The 19039-nt window shown below is 54.2% G+C and carries 14 protein-coding genes; 4 read left to right on the top strand and 10 right to left on the bottom strand.

All coding sequences use genetic code 11. From position 1 onward, the window contains the following. Positions 1-1185, bottom strand: coding sequence for a protein kinase domain-containing protein (locus tag EPA93_RS31435; protein ID WP_129891314.1), 1185 nt, complete (start codon positions 1183-1185; stop codon positions 1-3). Beyond that, entirely contained in the window at positions 1186-2250 is a 1065-nt protein-coding gene (locus EPA93_RS31430; protein WP_165423513.1) for an ROK family protein, read from the bottom strand. 915 nt (positions 2251-3165) lie between these two features. On the opposite strand from EPA93_RS31430, the gene EPA93_RS31425 reads away from it, so the two are divergent. Both EPA93_RS31425 and EPA93_RS31420 read left to right on the top strand, forming a co-directional pair. Continuing rightward, entirely contained in the window at positions 3166-3663 is a 498-nt protein-coding gene (locus tag EPA93_RS31425; RefSeq protein WP_129891312.1) for a hypothetical protein, read from the top strand. Between the two features lie 643 nt (positions 3664-4306). Continuing rightward, positions 4307-5071: a CPBP family intramembrane glutamic endopeptidase gene (locus tag EPA93_RS31420; protein ID WP_165423512.1), complete on the top strand. Its 765-nt coding sequence runs from the start codon at positions 4307-4309 to the stop codon at positions 5069-5071. A 303-nt stretch (positions 5072-5374) separates the two neighbouring features. Here the strand turns inward: EPA93_RS31420 and EPA93_RS31415 are convergent, their stop codons facing one another. Continuing rightward, positions 5375-5911: a dihydrofolate reductase family protein gene (locus EPA93_RS31415; protein WP_129891310.1), complete on the bottom strand. Its 537-nt coding sequence runs from the start codon at positions 5909-5911 to the stop codon at positions 5375-5377. Positions 5912-6505: 594 nt separating this feature from the next. On the opposite strand from EPA93_RS31415, the gene EPA93_RS31410 reads away from it, so the two are divergent. Further along, positions 6506-6943, top strand: a complete 438-nt coding sequence (locus tag EPA93_RS31410) for an SRPBCC family protein (RefSeq protein WP_129891309.1) — start codon at positions 6506-6508, stop codon at positions 6941-6943. A gap of 60 nt (positions 6944-7003) precedes the next feature. Here the strand turns inward: EPA93_RS31410 and purN are convergent, their stop codons facing one another. The 7 genes from purN to purL all read right to left on the bottom strand — a co-directional run bounded on the left by purN (position 7004) and on the right by purL (position 17604). Further along, complete coding sequence (gene purN, locus EPA93_RS31405; protein WP_242527178.1) at positions 7004-7693, bottom strand: phosphoribosylglycinamide formyltransferase; 690 nt, start codon at positions 7691-7693, stop codon at positions 7004-7006. Then, on the bottom strand, positions 7690-8172 hold the full coding sequence (locus tag EPA93_RS31400) for an AIR carboxylase family protein (RefSeq protein WP_129891308.1): 483 nt from the start codon (positions 8170-8172) through the stop codon (positions 7690-7692). The genes purN and EPA93_RS31400 overlap by 4 nt, the downstream gene beginning before the upstream one ends. A 69-nt stretch (positions 8173-8241) precedes the next feature. Next, entirely contained in the window at positions 8242-9513 is a 1272-nt protein-coding gene (gene purD, locus EPA93_RS31395; RefSeq protein ID WP_129891307.1) for a phosphoribosylamine--glycine ligase, read from the bottom strand. Between the two features lie 190 nt (positions 9514-9703). Continuing rightward, the gene (gene purF / locus EPA93_RS31390; RefSeq protein ID WP_129891306.1) at positions 9704-11203 is read right to left on the bottom strand and encodes an amidophosphoribosyltransferase; all 1500 of its coding nucleotides are present in this window, start codon (positions 11201-11203) and stop codon (positions 9704-9706) included. A gap of 173 nt (positions 11204-11376) precedes the next feature. Continuing rightward, positions 11377-12135 carry a phosphoribosylaminoimidazolesuccinocarboxamide synthase gene (locus EPA93_RS31385; RefSeq protein ID WP_129891305.1) on the bottom strand — a complete coding sequence of 253 codons (759 nt, stop codon included), beginning with the start codon at positions 12133-12135 and terminating at the stop codon, positions 11377-11379. Positions 12136-12706: 571 nt separating this feature from the next. Continuing rightward, on the bottom strand, positions 12707-14566 hold the full coding sequence (purM, locus tag EPA93_RS31380; protein WP_129891304.1) for a phosphoribosylformylglycinamidine cyclo-ligase: 1860 nt from the start codon (positions 14564-14566) through the stop codon (positions 12707-12709). Continuing rightward, a complete protein-coding gene (gene purL / locus EPA93_RS31375; protein WP_165423511.1) occupies positions 14563-17604 on the bottom strand; it encodes a phosphoribosylformylglycinamidine synthase subunit PurL in 3042 nt (1013 codons plus the stop codon). Before purL ends, purM begins: the two co-directional genes overlap by 4 nt. 454 nt (positions 17605-18058) lie before the next feature. On the opposite strand from purL, the gene EPA93_RS31370 reads away from it, so the two are divergent. Further along, positions 18059-18970, top strand: coding sequence for an LLM class flavin-dependent oxidoreductase (locus tag EPA93_RS31370; protein ID WP_129891302.1), 912 nt, complete (start codon positions 18059-18061; stop codon positions 18968-18970). The last annotated feature ends 69 nt before the right edge of the window (positions 18971-19039 follow it).

Genomic DNA, 19039 nt, shown 5'->3' with positions numbered 1-19039 from the left:
TTAATGGGCGAAGATCATTTGTGATAGATAATAGCCTATAGCGAAGAAAAGTCCAAATAGTCCCAGACCTAGCAGGAAAAGTAATAACAAATTGGGGCGAGAAGCAGGCTCGGGTAGCGCGCCGGATATATGGGCTGCGGCATAGGCCCCCTGGGGAGCGTTAGCCATGCTGGCAGAAAGATCTGCGACGGTTGCTGCGGCCGGAGGAGCTTCTAACAAACCGGAATTAGTACCATATCCTGCGCCAAGGCCTGTGGTATCGTGCCCGGGCATAGCATTCACAAGCTGGCCCGAATTTGCACCGGCCAGCTTGTACTGAGGAGGGGCAAAGCTGTCTGTTTGCCGCAAAGGAGTCAGTACTACCGTTGGTGGAGGTGGTTCGAGTGCATCGGCGATTACTTTGAGCTCTGTATAGAGCACATCGGCGGTAACGATACGCTGAGGATGCTGGCAGACAATAGAGCGTGCAACAACATTGCAGAGTTCGGGAGGAGTATTGCGCATAAAACGCAAACGGCCATCTGGCGGCGGCTCGACAACCATGGTCCCCGGAGATTTTCCGCACAGAAGCTGGTAGAGCAAGAGGCCCAGGGCTCGAATATCATCTGCTCGTCTTCCCTCGCTCAACTGTCCCCAGGGTAGCTCGCGATCAGAGGCCACCTGCCCATCGCCTCCCAGCACGTTCCAGGCGGCAAAATAGTTAAGATCGCTGGGCATGGCGAAGTTGTTGATGCGTACCAGCCCTCGGTTATCGCGCAAGAGCGAGGCAGGGGTGAGATCTCCATGGCATACTTTGCGTGCAACCGTGCCCGCATAGAGTAAGGCCCGACAGACCTGCACGCCGAGATCGGCGACCTCAAAAGCCGAAAGTTGGGTTTGTAATAACGCGCTAAAATTACGGCCATCTACGTATTCTTGCACAATATAGAGCACATCAGGTTCGACGATCAGATCATAGATGCCAACAATGTTTGGATGATTAAACTGGGAGGTAAGTTGAATTGCTGTGCGATATTCTGAAATGTGCTGAGCCGGGACGACCTTAATAGTAACGGCGCGCTGCAATACCTGGTCGAGCCCTTGATAGACAATACAGGCCTGTCCCTGCTGAATGAGACGTTGCAGCAGGTAGCGCTGATGGATAACCCGGCCTATTTCTACCATAGTCCCCTCTAGATTATGCATCTATAGATCCTGCAAAGCCAGCGTAACAGCACCCACAATATTCGCCTCTGAACCAAGGCTACCTTGAACAATTCGCAGAGACTGACTTGCCTCTGGTAGGCATATCTGCTGAATACGAGCCTGTAATGGTGCGATCAACAACTCACCCGCCTGTGCCACTGGCCCACCCAGTATGATGATACCAGGATTTACTAAATGAACGATATTCGTAAGGGCAATGCTAAGATATGTATGCACCTCGTTGACAATATGCTGCGCGATTTCGTCTCCCTGTGTCGCCAGTTGAAATACTTGCTCAACGCTAAGCTGTTCGACCTGACCACCCGTGATGCGATGAATGGCCTCCATGGTAGGTGGATATTCGGCTGCCAATTCGCGTAGCGAGCTTACGATCGCCTGGGCTGAAGCTATGGCCTCTAGATGTCCATTGCCGCCGCAAGAGCAGCGAGGCCCACCTTCTTTCACGAGCATATGTCCAATCTCGCCAGCCGTACAGGTTGTGCCGTGATAAATATTGCCGTTGACGATTAGCGCGCCACCAATTCCGCGTCCTAGCCCTACATATAAGACAACGCGCTCTCCCTTGCCAGCGCCCCTCTGTACTTCGGCTAGAGCAGCTGCATTTGCATTGTTATCAATTATACAAGGTGCATCAAGCTTTTCTGCAAAATAATCCTGTAGAGGAAAATCATTCCATCCGTGCGTATGATGAAGGGTCCGTACAATGCCGTGGGTGGCATCGACAAGACCGCCAACAGCGACACCTACCCGCAAAATACGCCCATCGAGGAGAAGCGCAGGATCGAGCACCTCGTTTAGCATATCATCTAGTAGGTCAAGAGCAGTTTCGCTATCTGGAACGAAATCCAGGGGGCGACATATACGCTGCAAGATACTACCGTTTAGTGCAGCAAGGGCCACCGATTGCCTGGCCCCACTGCCGCTAATCTCGATGCCCACAACGTAGCCATGAGTCGCCAGTAGCTTGCCCGTATTGCGCTGGGTAACGACTGTTTCCGATTGTAATGCGTCAGTAGTTACGCCTGCAGTGTGCTCTGTAGACACGGCTCGTTCTCCCTTTTCTATGCGCTTGTTTTCAATACGCTGTCGAGACTATCTAATCATGCCGCTCTATATTAACTTCCACTCCTGAACTGGCGCAGGAAAGAAAGTTTCCGCTGGGAACCAGTGGGTATGGGTCCGGCACGCTTAAGCAAGCGATGATAAACCTCTTACTGCCTGCACGACATACGCGATCTTACAGGTAATATGTGCCATGACAGAATGAGTGAGAGGTATGCATGTCGCTAACGTCGGGTGCATCCAGTTTCCCTACTTCACTACTAATCGCCGAAAACTACAGATTACTCAATGCTCCAATCCACCTGCTCTGGCCCGATGAGCCTATTTCCGCTGGCTGGGCCTGATCAGGTTGCCCTGCGGATGAGACGGAACATGCTTGCCGCCCGCTATTTAGTGCTGCTGACCCGCGGTATATTATGTACGGTTATACGTCTGTCTGTCTAACAGGATTAAGGTTTCTGATACCAGGACGAGTCTACAGAAGATAACGGGTTTAGTATATCATACATGTTTCAGAACCCTCAAGTTCATTCAGGACCTTCGACATGGCTGTTGCCATGCCCTGGCTGGCCACTGCGTAGACAGGGGGGAAGAGCCAAAGGTCATAAGAAAAGGGCAAGAGCCCCTTAATCACGCCGCCGAATTTCCTAACCATCAATAAAGGCTGAGAACCTTCAAGCAGCTTGTGTTCAGTACCTCCTGTGGATAAGGAATGGTGTGGCTTCCGCAGCCTTCAGAGGGAAAGTATACCTTTGAAGACAAGGGGGGTCAAGGAAACCTATCTCAGTTAGGATGTCATTCCCAATTGCGCTATATTGCATTGTCTTTCTGCTGTTGTTACAATACTCATTGGGTTTGATTTGCTAGTCATATACCGCAAAAAATGGAGTCTCTCACATGGCATCATCATCTATAGCCTATGATCAGGAATTTATAGGACCAGGCCTCAGTCCTTTCAAGCGCTATACTACCATATTTGGGGTTGTGGCCTCGGTCGCCGTCGTGCTCTGGATCGCGATTCATCAAGGTGTCTCGGCTGTTGGTAGCACGATTGCTGCGCTGCTCTTTATCGGCGGCTTTGTCTATTATCTTTTTATTATTGCTCCTGTTCCATTTACGATTACGCTTGGCAAAGAAGCTCTGCTAAAGCGGAGCCGCCGGGGCGAGGTCATTGAGGTCCGCTGGGAGGATCTTACAAAGGTCAGGGAGGAGTTCTTTCCTAATGGGAAGCGCATAGGCGTTGTGGCGTATCGCAAGGTGACACAACCAGGACAAAAAGCCAAGGCCTGGGCGGTCTATCGCGACGATGTAACCGATATCGATGCGCTGGCCGAGGCGCTGAAGCTGACCATTCCCGCGACCTGCACATGGGAGAGCGAGACGGTTCACGAGTAATTAAGAATTTGCTTATGCTATGCATTAACCAGGGGCAATAGTTGCTTCACAGCAGAGTAATTGCCAGCTATGGCCCCTGGCTTCCTTCTCTATTTCACTTAATCGTGTAGTATTACAATCCCTCTATCTGCTTCTGTCGGCTTCTCTGGTTCGTTTGCAGCTTCCTGGATTTTTCCCGAACGATGATTTCTTCAATCTATCTTACTTTGTCATGAGCGATTTCATCAGGTGCAATGGCTCCTCTTTCTTAATGCCGGGTCTTTTCCATTTTTGATACTTGACTTTTTTACATTGATTGTAATATATTACAATAAAGAAGATTTGGAGGTTTATGTGCGCTAGGGCAAAGCGTTGCCCTGCTGATTTGCGCTCGCCGCATCGTACATTGGCGGACCCGGGTTGTTGTTTCCTTGATCGATTGCAAGATTGCCATTAATCGTCAAATAGCGGAAAGCCATCCTTATCTAGCATAAGTGAAGGGAGGTCAAGTAATCTTTTACGTATCGCACACTTCATTATGAGCGATCATCCTTTCCTGCTGTCATATGTTCTATGCTTAGCTGGCTGTGAGAATGGTCGGGCCCAAAGGCAGGCCAGTCATAAAGATGCATTGTTTTTGGACTTTAGGAGAAAGGTTTGCTTCATGAGTCATAAAGTTGAGTCAACAGAGGTTGGGCAAGGCAACCTGTGGCCTGACAATCAGCGCCTCAAGGCCGTTGTGACCCTGGGCATTGGCGTATTCCTCTGGTTTCTTCCCTCGATCCTGGTTCCTGATCTGAAGGGCCCTGTAGTGGAGTTGATTGACACGCTTTTGCGCGCTGTTGGTTTGCTCAGCGCTTCGGCCAGCAGCTTTGAAGGTGGCTTTGCCGCTGCTCTGACCATCCGTTGGCTTTCGGTGGGATTGCTATGCTTATTCGTAGTCTTTGTGCAGCGTGAGCCACTATCCTCGTTAGGCATCCGTGCGCCAAAGTGGAGAGATGTAGCGCTGGCATTTGGGATCGGGGTATTGGCGCTGATCCTGAGCATCGTATCATACCTGGTAATCCATGGTGGAGCTCAGGTCGACGCAAATACTACAGCGGGGCAGGTCGTCAGGACGCTTGGCCTGGTTGGCCGTATTCATCTGGATCTCAATGCGGCGGTCTTTGAAGAGGTTTTCTATCGAAGCTGCCTTATTGAATGCCTCATCCGCATCTCTGGGCGTGCCTGGCTTGCCGGCATTGTCTCCTTCGTAGCCTTTGTCGGCCTCCACTACTTCAGTGGCAGCGCGTCGCTGGCCCAGACGGTGACAGTAGTTTTTATTGCCGGAGTGGCGCTTATATCGCTCTACTTGCTGCGCCGTAACGTCTGGCTCTGCATTATAGTGCATGCAGTCATGGATGTGGCGATGATCATTGCTCCCCAATAGGCCCTTCTGAAGGACTGCATAGCAGGTTTAGAGCATGAGAAACCGATAGATCTTCTCCTGGTATCCCTCTATCCTTTCATGGAGAGGAGAGAGCCATAAATCGGAGGAACTTGTATAAAGAAGGCTCTCTGCGGGAAGAGAAAAACTATAGCAAAAGCCTATCATAGTACTGTCTTTGCGCAGGCTGCCATTAATTCCTACAAATCTCAAATCACATTTACACAATTAGAGAAAAGAATCAAAACAAGGCTTGGTTCTTTTCTCTCATATGCTTGAGGGGAACGTCCGACCTTAAAACTGCGATTACTTGACGACGCGGAACCGTAGGTCGGTTATATTTGTAGTAGTTACTGCCTCTATCCGCTCCAAGTTAACGCGTTCCCCCAGTCCAGCAAACAGTGATATACCGTCGCCTAGCAGCATTGGCAGCACATGCAGCTGAATTTCGTCCACCAGGCCAAGTTTGAGGCATTGCCGGGCAATAGTGCCACCCAAAAGACTGACATTTTTATCCCCAGCAGCAGCTTTAGCGGCGTCAACGGCTTGCTTTATGTCGTTGACGACAAACGTATAGATTCTCCCATCCTTTTCAATTGGTTCATGCGCTTCGTGGGTCATCAGGTATACAGGAAATTTCAGCGTATCGCTGTAGGGTGTTTCACCCTCTTCGATAGTCTGTGTCTTGTTAGCGCCGCCAATCACTGCGCCAATATCCTGCGTGAAGTTTTCAATAACTGTCTTGTCTGTAGCTCCAAAGTCAAACATCCAATCGATACTCCCTTTCGTATCGGCCATAAAACCGTCGAGGGTGATAGTTGCGTGGATAATTACTTTTGCCATGAGTAGCTCCTTTATTCATTACGAATCTCATCTGCTTATAACACTATTTTTACAGTTTCTCGTATCATCGCAAGAATCTCTTCGCGGCGTGCCCGCACAACAGCGAGCCATTCTTCCGGTGCGCCAGGATAAGCATGCGTTGCGCCCCAATCCGCCATAGGAATGTCTCTGAGTGGCGTGCTTCAAATAGAGCTTGCAAGTTGCAAGTAATTGTATGGTCTTATTCCACAGAGAGGATGCAAAACCGGAAACGTTTGATCTGGCTCTTGGTTTTTGGTCAGCCAGAAGTGTAAATTCATCTAGAACTGCAGGAGAGAAAGAGCCATTTGCAGCCTCACCCTCGGTTGTATGCCGGGCGGTGCGCCCTTGGGCGCATGATGTCTTACAAAATTCGGCGTCGTATATAACGCAGTCATGGATGTGGCAATGATCATTGCCCCTCAATAGGCTCTTCTAATAAGGACTGCATGGCAGTTTAAAGCACAAGAAACTGATAGATCTTCTCCTGGTATCCCTTTATTCTGTCATGGTGGAGAGAGCCGTAAATCAGATAAGCTTATACGCAAGAAGACTCTCTGCGGGAGGAGAAAAACTATGGCAAAAGCCTATTATAGTACCGTCTTTGCGCAGACGGCTGATGAGGTCTGGGCCGCAATTCGCGACTTTGGCCGTTATGAGTGGGCCAGTGGCGTTACTGAGTCGTATATGGAGGATGGAAAGTCTGGCGATGCGGTTGGCGGTGTGCGCAGTTTCCGTTCCAATAATAAGCGCGAGCGCCAGCGCTTGCTGGCCCATTCGGACCTTGAGCGGTTCTACACCTTTGAATTCTGCGATCCTCTGGCGGCGGCCCCAATGCTTAACTATCAGGCGACCTTGCGCGTTACGCCGATTACCGATGGAAACAAGGCCTTTGTTGAATGGTGGGGCACCTTTGACTGTGAGCCTGCTGAGCAAGATCGCCGGGTGAGCTTTTTAATTACTGAAGGCTTTCCAAAGTGGCTGGGAACTTTGCGCGTCCAGCTTGGAGGATAAGTTGAGGCCGGCGGCCATCTCTCTACGGCGCTGTACAGAGATGGCCAGGCCGGGCGATGTTTATGCTGTACGCATCCACAACTGCACTGCCTCGACGATCAAGCTATGCTCAACCTGCTTGATGCGCTCCTGCAGCTTATCCTCTGTATCGCCTGTCAGAATAGGCACTTCCTGGCGACAGAGCATTGGTCCCGCGTCGACCTCTGGTGTTACATAATGCACAGTGCTGCCCGTAATCTTCACACCAGCTTCGAGCGCCTGCCTGGCCGCGTGCATGCCGCGGAAGACAGGAATAATGCTTCCATCACTTGACGTGAAGGTAGCACCGGAGCCGTCATCAGGAATGAGCGCAGGATGCAGATTTATGATGCGCCGGGGAAACTGCTCGATAAACTCGGCGCTAAAAATACGCATCCAGCCGGCCAGCACAATCAGGTCCACCTCAAACAGACGCAGCAGGGCTACCAATTGCTGCTCACTTTGCGCGCGCTGCTTCCAGGGCAGATAGAGCGCAGGGAGCCTGTGCTTAAGGGCGCGCTGCAAGCCATAGGCATCGGCTTTATTGCTCACTACCAGCACAATCTGAGCCCCGGGAAGTTGCTGGCTCTCAAGGGCATCAATGAGGGCCTGCAGATTGCTCCCGCTGCCCGAGACGAGCACGGCAAGGCGTGCCGGCTTCGTAGCTTCTGGCCTGTCTGTCTGCATCTTTCCATCCTCCTGTGCAAAACGAACGCCCTGCGCGTCGCTCATGCCTGCTGCACCTCTTGATCGGCGGCGGCGAGCTCGCTCAGGAAGCGCTGCTTATAGGTCTCGACGCGCTGGCGCAAGTTATTGTCGGAGAGCGCGAGGACCTTGGCCGCCAGCAGGGCCGCGCCCTCGGGTTCCAGAATGGTCGGCGAGGCGATGCCCGATGGCAGGCGCAGGGACGAGAGTAGATCCATGCCGCCAAAGCGATCGCTATAGGGTGGGCAGGCAATCGTTGGATAGCGGGTGTTGGCGTCGATCACTGCCGAAAGGGCATTGGAGCGTCCCGCGATGGTGATGTAGACCAGTGGACCCGCGTGCTGCTCATACTCTTTGAGGATCTCTAACAGGCGCGAGGTGGCCTTGTGAGCCGAACAGACGCGCATCTCATAGCTGATCTCCAGGGCTTTAAGCGTCTTGACAACCGATTGGGCGTGGGATAAGTCGCCCTTGCTTCCCATGATGATGACAACTTGTGGTGCCATAGAATCTTTCCTCTGTTCTATTTACATGTGGTAAAGGGATGTTTTCCCTTACCGTCTACGACAAAATAACTAAGCTATGCTTAGCCCACGATGGGCGATATCCTGGCGATACTGCATACCATCGAAGGAGATATACTTTGCGGCCTCATAGGCGCGGGCAACTGCTTCCTGTAAGCTGGAGGCTTGCGCGGCTACGCTAAGGACGCGTCCGCCGGCGGTAACCAGGCGGCCATCCTGGAGCTTTGTGCCCGCGTGGAAAACCTGAACGCCTGGAAGACGTTGCGCCTCGGCAATGCCCGTTATGGGAATGCCTGAACGGTACTTGCCCGGATAGCCTCCCGAGGCCAGGGTAACGCTGATGGCATAGCCCGGATGCCAGAGCGTTGCGGTCGGGGCCGGTTGCCCCTCAGCATAGGCCAGAACGTCGAGCAAGTCGGCTTGCATTAGCAACATCAGTGCCTGCGTCTCGGGATCGCCAAAGCGCGTGTTATGCTCAAGAACCATCGGGCCGCGTTCCGTGAGCATAATGTTGGAGTAGAGCACGCCTGCAAAGGCGATGCCCCGCTCTTTAAGCGCTTGCAGTGTCGCCGAGATGATGCGCTCGCGTATCTGCTCTTCCTGTTGCTGGCCGACAAAGGGCAGCGGCGTAAAAGCTCCCATGCCGCCCGTATTGAGGCCCTGATCATGATCAAGCGCCCGCTTGTGATCCTGGGTGAGCGTCAGGGGAAGATAGCTTGTACCGTGACAGATTGCCGTTGAACCTATCTCATCGCCCTGCAAATAATCTTCAATGACGACAAGATCTCCAGCCGCGCCAAAGACCCGCTCTACCAGCATCTGTTTGAGCGCATCCTGGGCCGTGGCCAGATCGAGGGCGACAATTGCGCCCTTGCCCGCCGCATTGCCGTCAGCCTTCACCACGACAGGTGCGCCATGCTGCTCTAGATAAGCAGAGGCGGCTTTGAAGTCAGTGAAGGTGCGATGCTGGGCCGTAGGGATGCCGGCCTCCGTCATCAACTCTTTTGCGAAGGCTTTACTGCCTTCCAGAGCTGCGCCGGCCGCGACAGGACCGAAGATGCGCAGGCCACGCTGCTGAAATACATCCACGATGCCATCGATGAGCGGAGCCTCGGGTCCGACCACGGTAAGATCTATCTGCTGACGCTCGGCAAAAGCCGCCAGCTCGGCTAGCTTTGTGAGATCCAGTGCTATGCATTCTGCATGCTCAGCGATGCCAGGATTGCCCGGTGCTGCATACAGATGAGAGATACGCCGGCTCTGCGCCAGCTTCCAAACCAGGGCATGCTCGCGCGCTCCTGAGCCAATTACTAATACGCGCACAGCTCCACCTCCAGAATAACCAGGTTGTCCCTGCAGCAATGCGCCCTGCATAGCCACACGGTTGCTAATCAATGTTTCAACTTGAGCGGAAAAGGGCCGGATGCCAGTTTTTTCCTGCCCATAAAGTTAACAGCAGCCGGCTACCGAGCCTGGGCTTTGGCCCGGCCCTCCTCGTACCTACATAATGTTTTTATTGTCCCTTTACGGCTGGATTGCGCGTCACTGTGCGAATAAGCTGAGCGCCGTAGCCAGCAGCCTCGATAGGATCAAAGGGCCAGCCGGACTGGACCATGCAGCCGTAGCAAAACTCGTTATGGAGCATTTGCTGAGCAGTCTCGTCGTCAAGATCGGCAGGAATATCCCGCCCCACCGAATTAAGCGCGCGCCCAAGACCTGGCAGGCTGAGATAGCCCAGGCTGTCTACGCCGATATAGTCGGCCACTTCCTGGATGCTGCGCCCGGCGGCAACCAGCTCTTCTTCGCGCGGTATATCGATGCCGAAGTAGCAGGGATGGCGCAGCGGCGGCGAGCTGGAGCGCAGATGAATCTCTTTCACGCCACGATGGCGCAGCGCCGAGACAAGGCGCTTCATCGTGTTGCCGCGTACAATCGAGTCATCCACAATGACCAGGCGCGCTCCCTCAATTTTAGGCTGGACCAGATTAAACTTCAGGTCCACTTCGAGCTGACGCAAGCGCTGATCTGGCTTGATAAATGTGCGGTCGCTATAGCGATTCTTGATGATGGCATGTCCGTAGGGAATGCCAGCGGCCGCGGCATAGCCCGCAGCAGCAGGAATCGAAGAATCGGGGACTGGCACAACCATATCTGCCTCAACAGGATGCTCTTTGGCCAGTTCTCGCCCCAGAGCTTCGCGCACAAGATAGACATGGCGCTTGCTTAGCTGGCTTGTCGCGTCGGAGAAGTAAATATACTCAAAGACGCAAAGTGCCTGGCGTGGCACCTTGACCAGCATCTCAGCATGTACACCTTGCTCGTCTATGGTGATAAGCTCACCTGGCTCCACGTCGCGCACAAATATTGCGCCCAGACGATCAAGTGCACATGATTCAGAGGCGACGATCCAGTTATTGCCGATACGCCCTATACATAAAGGGCGCATGCCCCAGGGATCGCGCATCGCATAAATCTTGCCCTCAGCCAGAATCACGAGGCTATATGAGCCGCGCAATAAAGGGAAGGTGGCAATCATGCGCTCGCGCAGCGTCTGACCTTCAGCGTGTAATAGCAGGTGGGCCATTACCTCGCTGTCGGTAGTCGAGCTTAGCGTATTCTGTGGGAAGCCTTCGCGCAAGGTCCTGCCGTTTACGAGATCACCGTTGTGGGCGACGGCAATGGCTTCATACTGCCCCGCCTTTCCTCCAACTACAAAGGGACCTGCGTTCTCAACGCAGCTAGAACCAGTAGTAGAGTAGCGCACATGGCCAATGCCGCAGCGCGTAGGGGGTAGACTCGTCCCTGAATCCTGGAAGATATCGCGCACTTTGCCCATAGCCACGCGGTGTGCGATCTGTCCATTACCGTCATAGACTGCCATGCCCGCGCTTTCCTGGCCACGGTGCTGTAGGGCAGTCAGCGCTAGCGTAAGGTAGCGCCGAACATCGAGCTCCTCTGCATTGTTTTGGGCATAGATGCCTACAACTCCACATGCATCATGCAGCCGCTCCATGCATAGTTCCTCTCTTTTAGAGCGCAATCGGCGGGATTGCGCTCAGGAATGTGTAAGCTTGATCTTTTACGAACGATGATGGGATAAATATGCAGGGCAAGGAAATTATCTGCCTGGACCTGCTATGCCCGGGCTCCCAGTTTTTCCCATTATCAGTACGCTAAAGCTCATCTCTACACATGCAACTTACCAGTTAGATCAGCTACCAGCGCATAGCGATCAGCCACACCCTGCAATTCTTCGGCCGTGACATTTTTCAAATTACGGTATACCTGCTTGTCAAGCATGCGGGTCTTATCGCCACCGGGCCACAGACGCCAGCTGTCGTTATCGATGACGTCGGCAACCATCAACTTGCCAGCCTGGTCGCGGCCAAACTCGATCTTGAGATCAACCAGGGTAACATCCACACTGGCCCAGGCGCGCTCCAGGACCTCGAAGACGCGGCGGCCTTGTTCTGCCATCCACTCAATCTCTTCAGCGGTCGCCTGCCCCATATTGATGATATCTTGCTCCCAGATCTGTGGATCGTGGCGGGCATCGTCTTTGAGGAAGGTCTCAACCAACACTGGTTCGAAGCGTGTCCCCTCGTTGATACCCGGGTTGCGCTTAAGATAAGAACCTGTAGCGATTCGTCTCTGCACCTGCTCGACAGGTAGCATTGTACAGCGGCGCACCAGCAGCGTTGTATCATCTATTTGCTGCACGAAATGGGTGGCCAGACCGGCTTCATTGAGCAGGCGGAACACATTAGCGGTTGTGACTGTGCTCCAGCGGGACTTGCCCACAAGTTCGTTGCGGCGCTCGCCGTCGCCCGCCGTGATCGCATCTTTATTGACCATGTAGGCTAAGGTCTCATCGCCGGGATTGGCATAGATCTGTTTGGTTTTTCCTTCGGCTAACAAGGCACCGAGTGCTTTATTCTCGCTCATTGTTCAGAAGTTCCTTTATCGAAAAAAATCCGACCCTTTCAAAAGTTTTTGGCTCATACCAGGCTAGCACTTTGTCAGACGTCGTGAGAGGAGTGCGCCGCCTGCCGGCGGCGGAGGGAAAGGGGGAATGGGGCGCAGCCCCAAGCCCCAGGTCTAGGGCTGCAATCCGCTAGGTCGCGGCGCCCCCTTGACAATCCCACTGATTCCACTCCTCACAGCAACCTTGATAGACCACTAGCGCTTTGTCAGACGTCGTGAGAGGAGTGCGCCGCCTGCGGCGTAGGGACAGATATCCCCAAGTCAAGAGCAGCGATCCGCGCGCTCGCGGCGCCCCCTTGACAATCCCACTGCTTTCACTTCTCACTTCAACCTTGATAGACCACTAGCGCACCTCACGAGGTTGCCCCACGTCATCGACCATGACTTGTCTACGTGCTTGCTCCAGGTCCTCAGCTAGCCAGTCTCATGGAACATGAGGTTCTACTTTGACATGTCAGGCTTTGGTGGATCACACGTCAGACGCGTACATGGCTTGAAACGCAATGACAGTATGAGTTGCTTTGTTATCCGTTTAACGCAATACGACTCCCTCGCCCTCTGTAATGTAGCCAACAGAGAGTAGTTCGGGTAATACACAGCGCGCGTCTAACGCTCCCTTGGGGGAGAGCGCTATAACCATACCGATGCCCATATTGAGCGTGCGGTACTGTTCTTCGCGCTCGACATGGCCCAGACGGGCAAGCAGCTTGAAGATTGCAGGCACTTCCCAGGCGCCGGTTTCGATGACAGCCTGAGTGCCGGCAGGGAGAATACGCGAGATATTTCCCTCAAAGCCACCGCCAGTAATATGGGCCATACCTTTGATAAAGCGGCCACGATCCGCCAGATACTCCCGTAGTAGCGTGATCTCGCGCAGATAGCTGCGATGGGGTCGCAGTAAAGCATCTGCCAGCGATTCACCCAGCTCGGGAAAGATAGCGTCCGGAGGAAATGAAGCAAAGACGTGACGAGCCAGCGAATAGCCGTTGGTGTGCAATCCGCTGGATGGCAGGCCCAGCAACACATCTCCGGCACAGATCGTTGAGCCATTGATGATTTCTTCTTGCTCAACCAGTCCCACGATGGTTCCGGCCAGGTCGAAGGCCCCGGGCATATAGACATCTGGCATCTCGGCGGTCTCGCCTCCTAGCAGCGTGCAACCGGCTTCCTTACAGGCCTCGGCTACACTCTTGACGATGCGCGCGGCAGGTACTGGATCAAGCTTGCTCACGGCCAGATAGTCCATAAAGAAGAGGGGCTGACCTCCCTGGACAAGCAAGTCATTGACGCAATGGTTCACAATGTCGTGACCAATGGTATCGAAGCGTCCAGCCTGCGCCGCAAGCAAGGTCTTCGTGCCCACACCATCGGTCGAAGCGGCAAGGGCTGGCCTGCGCATCTTCTGGATTTTCTGGGCATCCAGGATGCCCGCGAATGCTCCTACACCTGCCAGCACGTCGGAGCCCTGGGTCTCTTGTACCGCTTTCTGCATCATGCGCTTGGCCAGGTCGGCGGCATCGATGTTGACGCCGCTGGCTGCATAGGCCGAGGTCCCGGTCGACTTGCCAGTTGCGTAGGAGCGCTTATGATTGAGCGTCAGTTCGCTGGCGTATGTATATGCGTTCTTAAAGATCAGGAGCCCGTCGCCCTCGCCTCCACTCAGCGCGCGACGCTGAGGATGCTGAAAGGCCTGGACGTAGCGCTCGGGGTGAGGCATCAAGCCTAGCACGTTGCCTTCCTGGTTGCAGATTGCCGCGATGTTGCCGGGCGAGCCATTGGGATTATCGGGATAGACGACTGACTGTTCGGCTGCGCCTGGATGACCGCTATAGCCTGCCCTGCTGGCGTAGACGAGCGGAACCTGGCCTTTTGTCTGCAACTCCGCAATGTTGCCCTTGAAGACAAACTGGCCTTCGCCGTGGGCGACCGGCAGCTCGATAGGATATTCGAGGCCGCGCGTAAAGATACAGGCGCTGGGTTGGGGCGTCAAGGCGATCCAGCGGCACTCAAACTGCGCCAGGGCGTTCTCAGTTAAGGTGGCCGGAGCTCTTTTCCCTTCCTCTATAGTCCCGGCCAGCAGCCCGGATTTTACAAGAACCTGGAAGCCATTGCAGACGCCCAGGACGGGACGGCCCTCCTCGATAAAGCGCCGCAATTGCTCGCCAAGATAAATCATCAATTTGCGGGCCAGAAGCGTGCCGGCTCCCAGGTCATCGCCGTAGGAGAAGCCGCCGGGGAGAGCTAGAAAGCGATAATCTAGCAGCCTTTCTGGATCTTTGATAAGCTGATTAATATGGACCAGATCGGCTGTAAATCCGGCCAACTGGCAGGCGTGGGCCGTCTCGCGATCACAGTTGATACCGGGAGCACGCAATACGAGCGCACGTATCATAGCTGCCCTCCCTTCCAGGCTTCCTGGAGCTCTTCAACGCTCAGGTTAATCAACTCTTCCTCGCCATCCTGCACAATAAAGCTAGCAGTTTTGGCGACGGTCCCGACATAATGGATATCGTGGATCTCGTGAGTGCGCATGTGTTTCTCAAAGGCCCCCAACTGCTCTGGCGCAATCTCGACCAGGAAGCGCGAGGGCGATTCGCTAAACAGACGTACGATATTTTGCGCGCTGCGCTGAATGTCGCCAGACTGGGCAAGCGGAATGCGCCCGACGTCGATGGTAACGCCAAGCAGGCTGGCCAGCGACATCTCGGCCGCAGCCAGTGCGAAGCCGCCTTCTGAAAGATCATGGCAAGCTCGTATCATACCCTTGCGTATCGCCTCGCCCAGTGCTTTCATCGTCGCACTGGCGTGCGGGATGTCGACCTGGGGTACCGCAGTCGCAGGGAAGAGCTGTTCAAAGGAGGCTGGATCGACAACTTCGGCATAATGCGAGCCGGCCAGTTCGTCGCGCGTAGTTCCCACGAGATAGAGCAGATTGCCCGGCGTCTTCAAGCTCATATCTACGGTCTGGGCCGCGTTATCGATTATCCCAACTGCTGAGATCAGGAGGGTGGGGATGACGGGCAAGCGCTCTCCCTGCGCGCGATATTCGTTGTTAAGGCTATCTTTGCCCGAGATAAAGGGAGTACCGAAGCCGATGGCCGCGTCATGGCAGCCCTTGACGGCGCGCACAAGTGTGCCCAGTTGCGCGGGATCGTTGGGATTGCCCCAGCAAAAATTATCAAGGATCGAGGCGCGCGTAATATCGCCACCCACGGCCGTAAGGTTGCGTAAGGCCTCGTCGACGGCATTAAGAGCCATATGATAGGGATCAATCTTGCCGTAGAGCGGGTTGATGCCGTTGGATAGGATGATGCTGGCCTGGGTCGCTTCTTCAAGAATTGGCTGTAGCACGGCGGCATCGCCTGGGCCGTTGCCCGCGCGTCCGACTAGAGGCTTTAAGACGGTTGCGCCCTGTACCTCGTGGTCGTAGCGCCGCACAACTTCTTCCTTTGAACTGATGTCGGGATGGCGCAGCAGCGCAAGCAGTGTGGGGGCCAGCGAGACGCTTATCGATTGCGCGAGGTCATCGTTCTTCAGGTAGCCTTCAGTATCGCGACCATCTGTCTGGGCGGGCTTGCTGCTCCAAACTGCCTCTAAGTGGCGGCTAGGAATGCCGTGATGCAGGAATTCCATCTCAATGTTGGCGACGGTCTGTCCCTTGGAGTTGACGGTAAGGCGCTGATCGTCGGTAAAGCTGCCAAGCACGCTGAGCTCAACTTCCTCGATGGCGCAGATAGCGCGCAGCTCCTCAAGATGCTCTGGTGGCACCGCCAGAACCATGCGTTCCTGAGCTTCTGAGAGCCAGATCTCCCAGGGAGCCAATCCCTGGTACTTGAGGGGAGCGTTGGCCAGCTCTACGCGGGCTCCCGTACGGGCTCCCATCTCACCAACCGCTGAGGAAAAGCCGCCGGCCCCACAATCGGTAATCGCGTGATAGAGCTGGCGGTCGCGTGCCTGGATGATGACGTCGGTCACCTTTTTTTCGGTTATGGGGGCACCGATCTGTACGGCGCTGCCGGCCTGAGCATTGATCTCGCTGCTCATCTCGCCTGAAGAGAAGGTAGCACCGTGCACGCCATCGCGCCCGGTACGTCCACCCAGCACGACGATAAGATCTCCTGGCTGAATCTGGTCGGGATGACTGCCGTGAGGCAGAATGCCCAGACACCCACAGAAGACCAGCGGATTATAAATATAGCCAGAATGATAGAGGATCGCGCCGTTAACGGTTGGGATACCCATCTTATTGCCATAGTCGCGTACGCCGTTCACCACCCCGCTAGCAATACGATCGGGAGGAAGAACACCAGTGGCCAGCTTATCGACAGGCGTATCGGGCGGACCAAAGCATAAAATATCGGTACAGGCAAGGGGATAAGCAGAGACGCCGAGCACATCGCGAATGACGCCACCCACACCGGTGTTGGCGCCACCGAATGGCTCAATCGCCGAAGGATGGTTGTGCGTCTCGACCTTGAAGGCGATATCTTGCGTCTCTGTGAAGCGCACAATGCCCGCGTTATCTTTGAATGCCGAAACCAGGTCAGCTCGCTGAACTTGTTCAGTTGCGCTCATGAGATAATGCTTGAGCAGTCCAGGAATGCTCTCGCTTGCTAACACGTTGCCGTGCTGATCTATCTCGCGGTACTCGATGGAGGCCTTAAATGTTTTGTGCGAGCAATGTTCTGACCAGGTTTGCGCCAGGGTCTCTAGCTCCACATCGGTAGGCTCGCGCCCCTGTCCCTGATAATGGCGTTGGATCGCGCGCATCTCATCTAAATTTAAGGCTAAGAGGCCAGCCCTGCTCACCTCTAACAATTGCTCATCGCTCATTGTGCTAAGCGGGACTGTCGTAGCATAATTGCCGCTCTCAATCTCTTGCGTGGGCAGTGGGCTTTCCTCTACGGCTGCTCTCGCTTGCTCGGTCTGCTGAGCGGGATGCAAAGTATAGCGCTGAATTACTGGATTGTAGAGCAATGCTTTAGCGAGTGCATGGGCCTCGCTCTCGCGCAAGCGTCCATCAAGTAGATAGCGTCGTCCCGTCTCGACCCGCTGCAAGCCAGCGATATCGAGCATCTGTGCCCCCGACAGCACACTTTCGGCAAGAGTATCAGTTACGCCGGGATGAAAAAAAACATCCACAATATGTACAGAAGGCTCATATTCTATACTGGATAAAATATGAGCCTCCTGCACTAATGGGTCAATCAGTAACTGATTAATGAGCCGATCTAACTGATTTACCGGAAAATCTCCAAAAAGCCGGTAAAGCTGTGCTGTGCGAATATGAAGAGGGGGAGTACTGGCCGAAATGCCTGCGAGGGACGGAAGATGGTGTATGGGTAACCGGGTTATCTCGCGAATAAGCTGGCGAGCATGCACATCGTACTGCTCGGAGCTTGCTCGTACTTCGATTTGCTTTATTGTCACGTTCGTGTCCTGGTTGGGCATGTTTTCATAGTATTCTTAGTCTTTCTTCAGGCCTCATCCGATGAGACAAGTTTATTGTAGCACCTTTTTCCGGCGAGTGGCAAATACTTTCCCACACTTTCCCCAACTTCTCTACACTAACCATTGCTTTATGCAACTTCTCTATCCTAACCAACGTTTTCATCTATAGGCTGCCAGCATGCTTAGCTCAATTGTAGATGCCGCCAGGCCGGGACTGGCTTTAATTGTGTCCGCGCAAAAGGAGTCAATATTGCCAGCGTGTGCAACTGCACAGTTTTACCCTTCGCGAAAGTTATATAAGTGTCCCGCCACTTCGACAGAGGCTGTGCGGAGGAAGTATACTCAAATCTGTAAGAGTAAAAAAATGGTACATGGAGATGTGCTACGAGCATTCGGTTAAAAAGTGCAGCTAAATCTCGAATAGGAGGCTACTATGCAATTCGCTATTTCCATACCTCAGCGCTTTGCTGACGGTACATTTGATCCCGCCGGGTTGCGCGACTACCTGGCCCGAGCTGAGGCTCTCGGCTTTCACAGTGCCTGGACCCAGGAATCGATTATTGGCCCCGGAGCTCTGTCCCCGCTCGAACTCATGGCCTTTGCCGCAGCTTGCACTACACGGTTGCGTCTGGGCTGTGCAGTCTTCGTCAGCCCTTTGCACAATCCTATCCACCTCGCCAAAAGTATCAGCACGCTTGATCAGATCAGTCATGGGCGCGTCGAGGTCGGTGTTGGCACTGGCGGCAAAGGTAGAATGTTCTCGGCATTTGAGGTTGATCCTACCAGCCTCGTTGCGCGTTTCACCGAAGGATTGCGCCTGATGAAGGCCTGCTGGACCGAGCCACGCATTACCTTCAGCGGTCGCTTCTGGCAGCTCGATAACGCGATGGTCGGGCCCAAACCCTTTCAGAAGCCTTACCCACCGCTCTGGATAGGGGCCAGTCACCCGGCTGCAGTACGCCGTGCACTCAGCTATGGCGATGGCTTCTTTGGGGCCGGCAGCTCTACTACTGCGCAGTTTGCTCAGCAGGTCAAGATACTGCGCGAGGCGCAAGCCGAAATAAAGCCTGATAAGCCGTTCAAGATTGCCAAGCGCGTCTATATTGTCGTTGATGACAATGCCGCCCGAGCGCGCGAACGGGTTGAGGCAGGACTCAAGCAGATCTATGGCTCTGCCGACAAGATCGCAGTTGCCGTTTATGGACCGCCTGCAGCCTGCATCGAGGGACTACGTGAGATCGCAGACGCGGGAGCCGAGCTAATTCAGCTCAACTCGCTCTTTGATGAGGCTGAGCAGATGGAACGGTTGGCCGCCGAAGTCCTCGGCGCCGTGCAGGAAAAATAAGTCCCTCGTCTGTCGTGTTGCCTGTTCAGCAAGAAAACAAACGCGGAGAGCGCCATTTCCTCGGAATGC

Source organism: Ktedonosporobacter rubrisoli, assembly GCF_004208415.1.
Lineage (GTDB): Bacteria > Chloroflexota > Ktedonobacteria > Ktedonobacterales > Ktedonobacteraceae > Ktedonosporobacter > Ktedonosporobacter rubrisoli.
This window is presented reverse-complemented; position numbering and strand designations above follow the sequence as displayed.

What these genes read in the sequence shown, in the direction of transcription:
- EPA93_RS31435 (WP_129891314.1), bottom strand. Translation starts at nt 1,185, where the DNA reads ATGCATAATCTAGAGGGGACTATGGTAGAAATAGGCCGGGTTATCCAT.
- EPA93_RS31425 (WP_129891312.1), top strand. Translation starts at nt 3,166, where the DNA reads ATGGCATCATCATCTATAGCCTATGATCAGGAATTTATAGGACCAGGC.
- EPA93_RS31420 (WP_165423512.1), top strand. Translation starts at nt 4,307, where the DNA reads ATGAGTCATAAAGTTGAGTCAACAGAGGTTGGGCAAGGCAACCTGTGG.
- EPA93_RS31415 (WP_129891310.1), bottom strand. Translation starts at nt 5,911, where the DNA reads ATGGCAAAAGTAATTATCCACGCAACTATCACCCTCGACGGTTTTATG.
- EPA93_RS31410 (WP_129891309.1), top strand. Translation starts at nt 6,506, where the DNA reads ATGGCAAAAGCCTATTATAGTACCGTCTTTGCGCAGACGGCTGATGAG.
- purN (WP_242527178.1), bottom strand. Translation starts at nt 7,693, where the DNA reads ATGAGCGACGCGCAGGGCGTTCGTTTTGCACAGGAGGATGGAAAGATG.
- EPA93_RS31400 (WP_129891308.1), bottom strand. Translation starts at nt 8,172, where the DNA reads ATGGCACCACAAGTTGTCATCATCATGGGAAGCAAGGGCGACTTATCC.
- purF (WP_129891306.1), bottom strand. Translation starts at nt 11,203, where the DNA reads ATGGAGCGGCTGCATGATGCATGTGGAGTTGTAGGCATCTATGCCCAA.
- EPA93_RS31385 (WP_129891305.1), bottom strand. Translation starts at nt 12,135, where the DNA reads ATGAGCGAGAATAAAGCACTCGGTGCCTTGTTAGCCGAAGGAAAAACC.
- purM (WP_129891304.1), bottom strand. Translation starts at nt 14,566, where the DNA reads ATGATACGTGCGCTCGTATTGCGTGCTCCCGGTATCAACTGTGATCGC.
- EPA93_RS31370 (WP_129891302.1), top strand. Translation starts at nt 18,059, where the DNA reads ATGCAATTCGCTATTTCCATACCTCAGCGCTTTGCTGACGGTACATTT.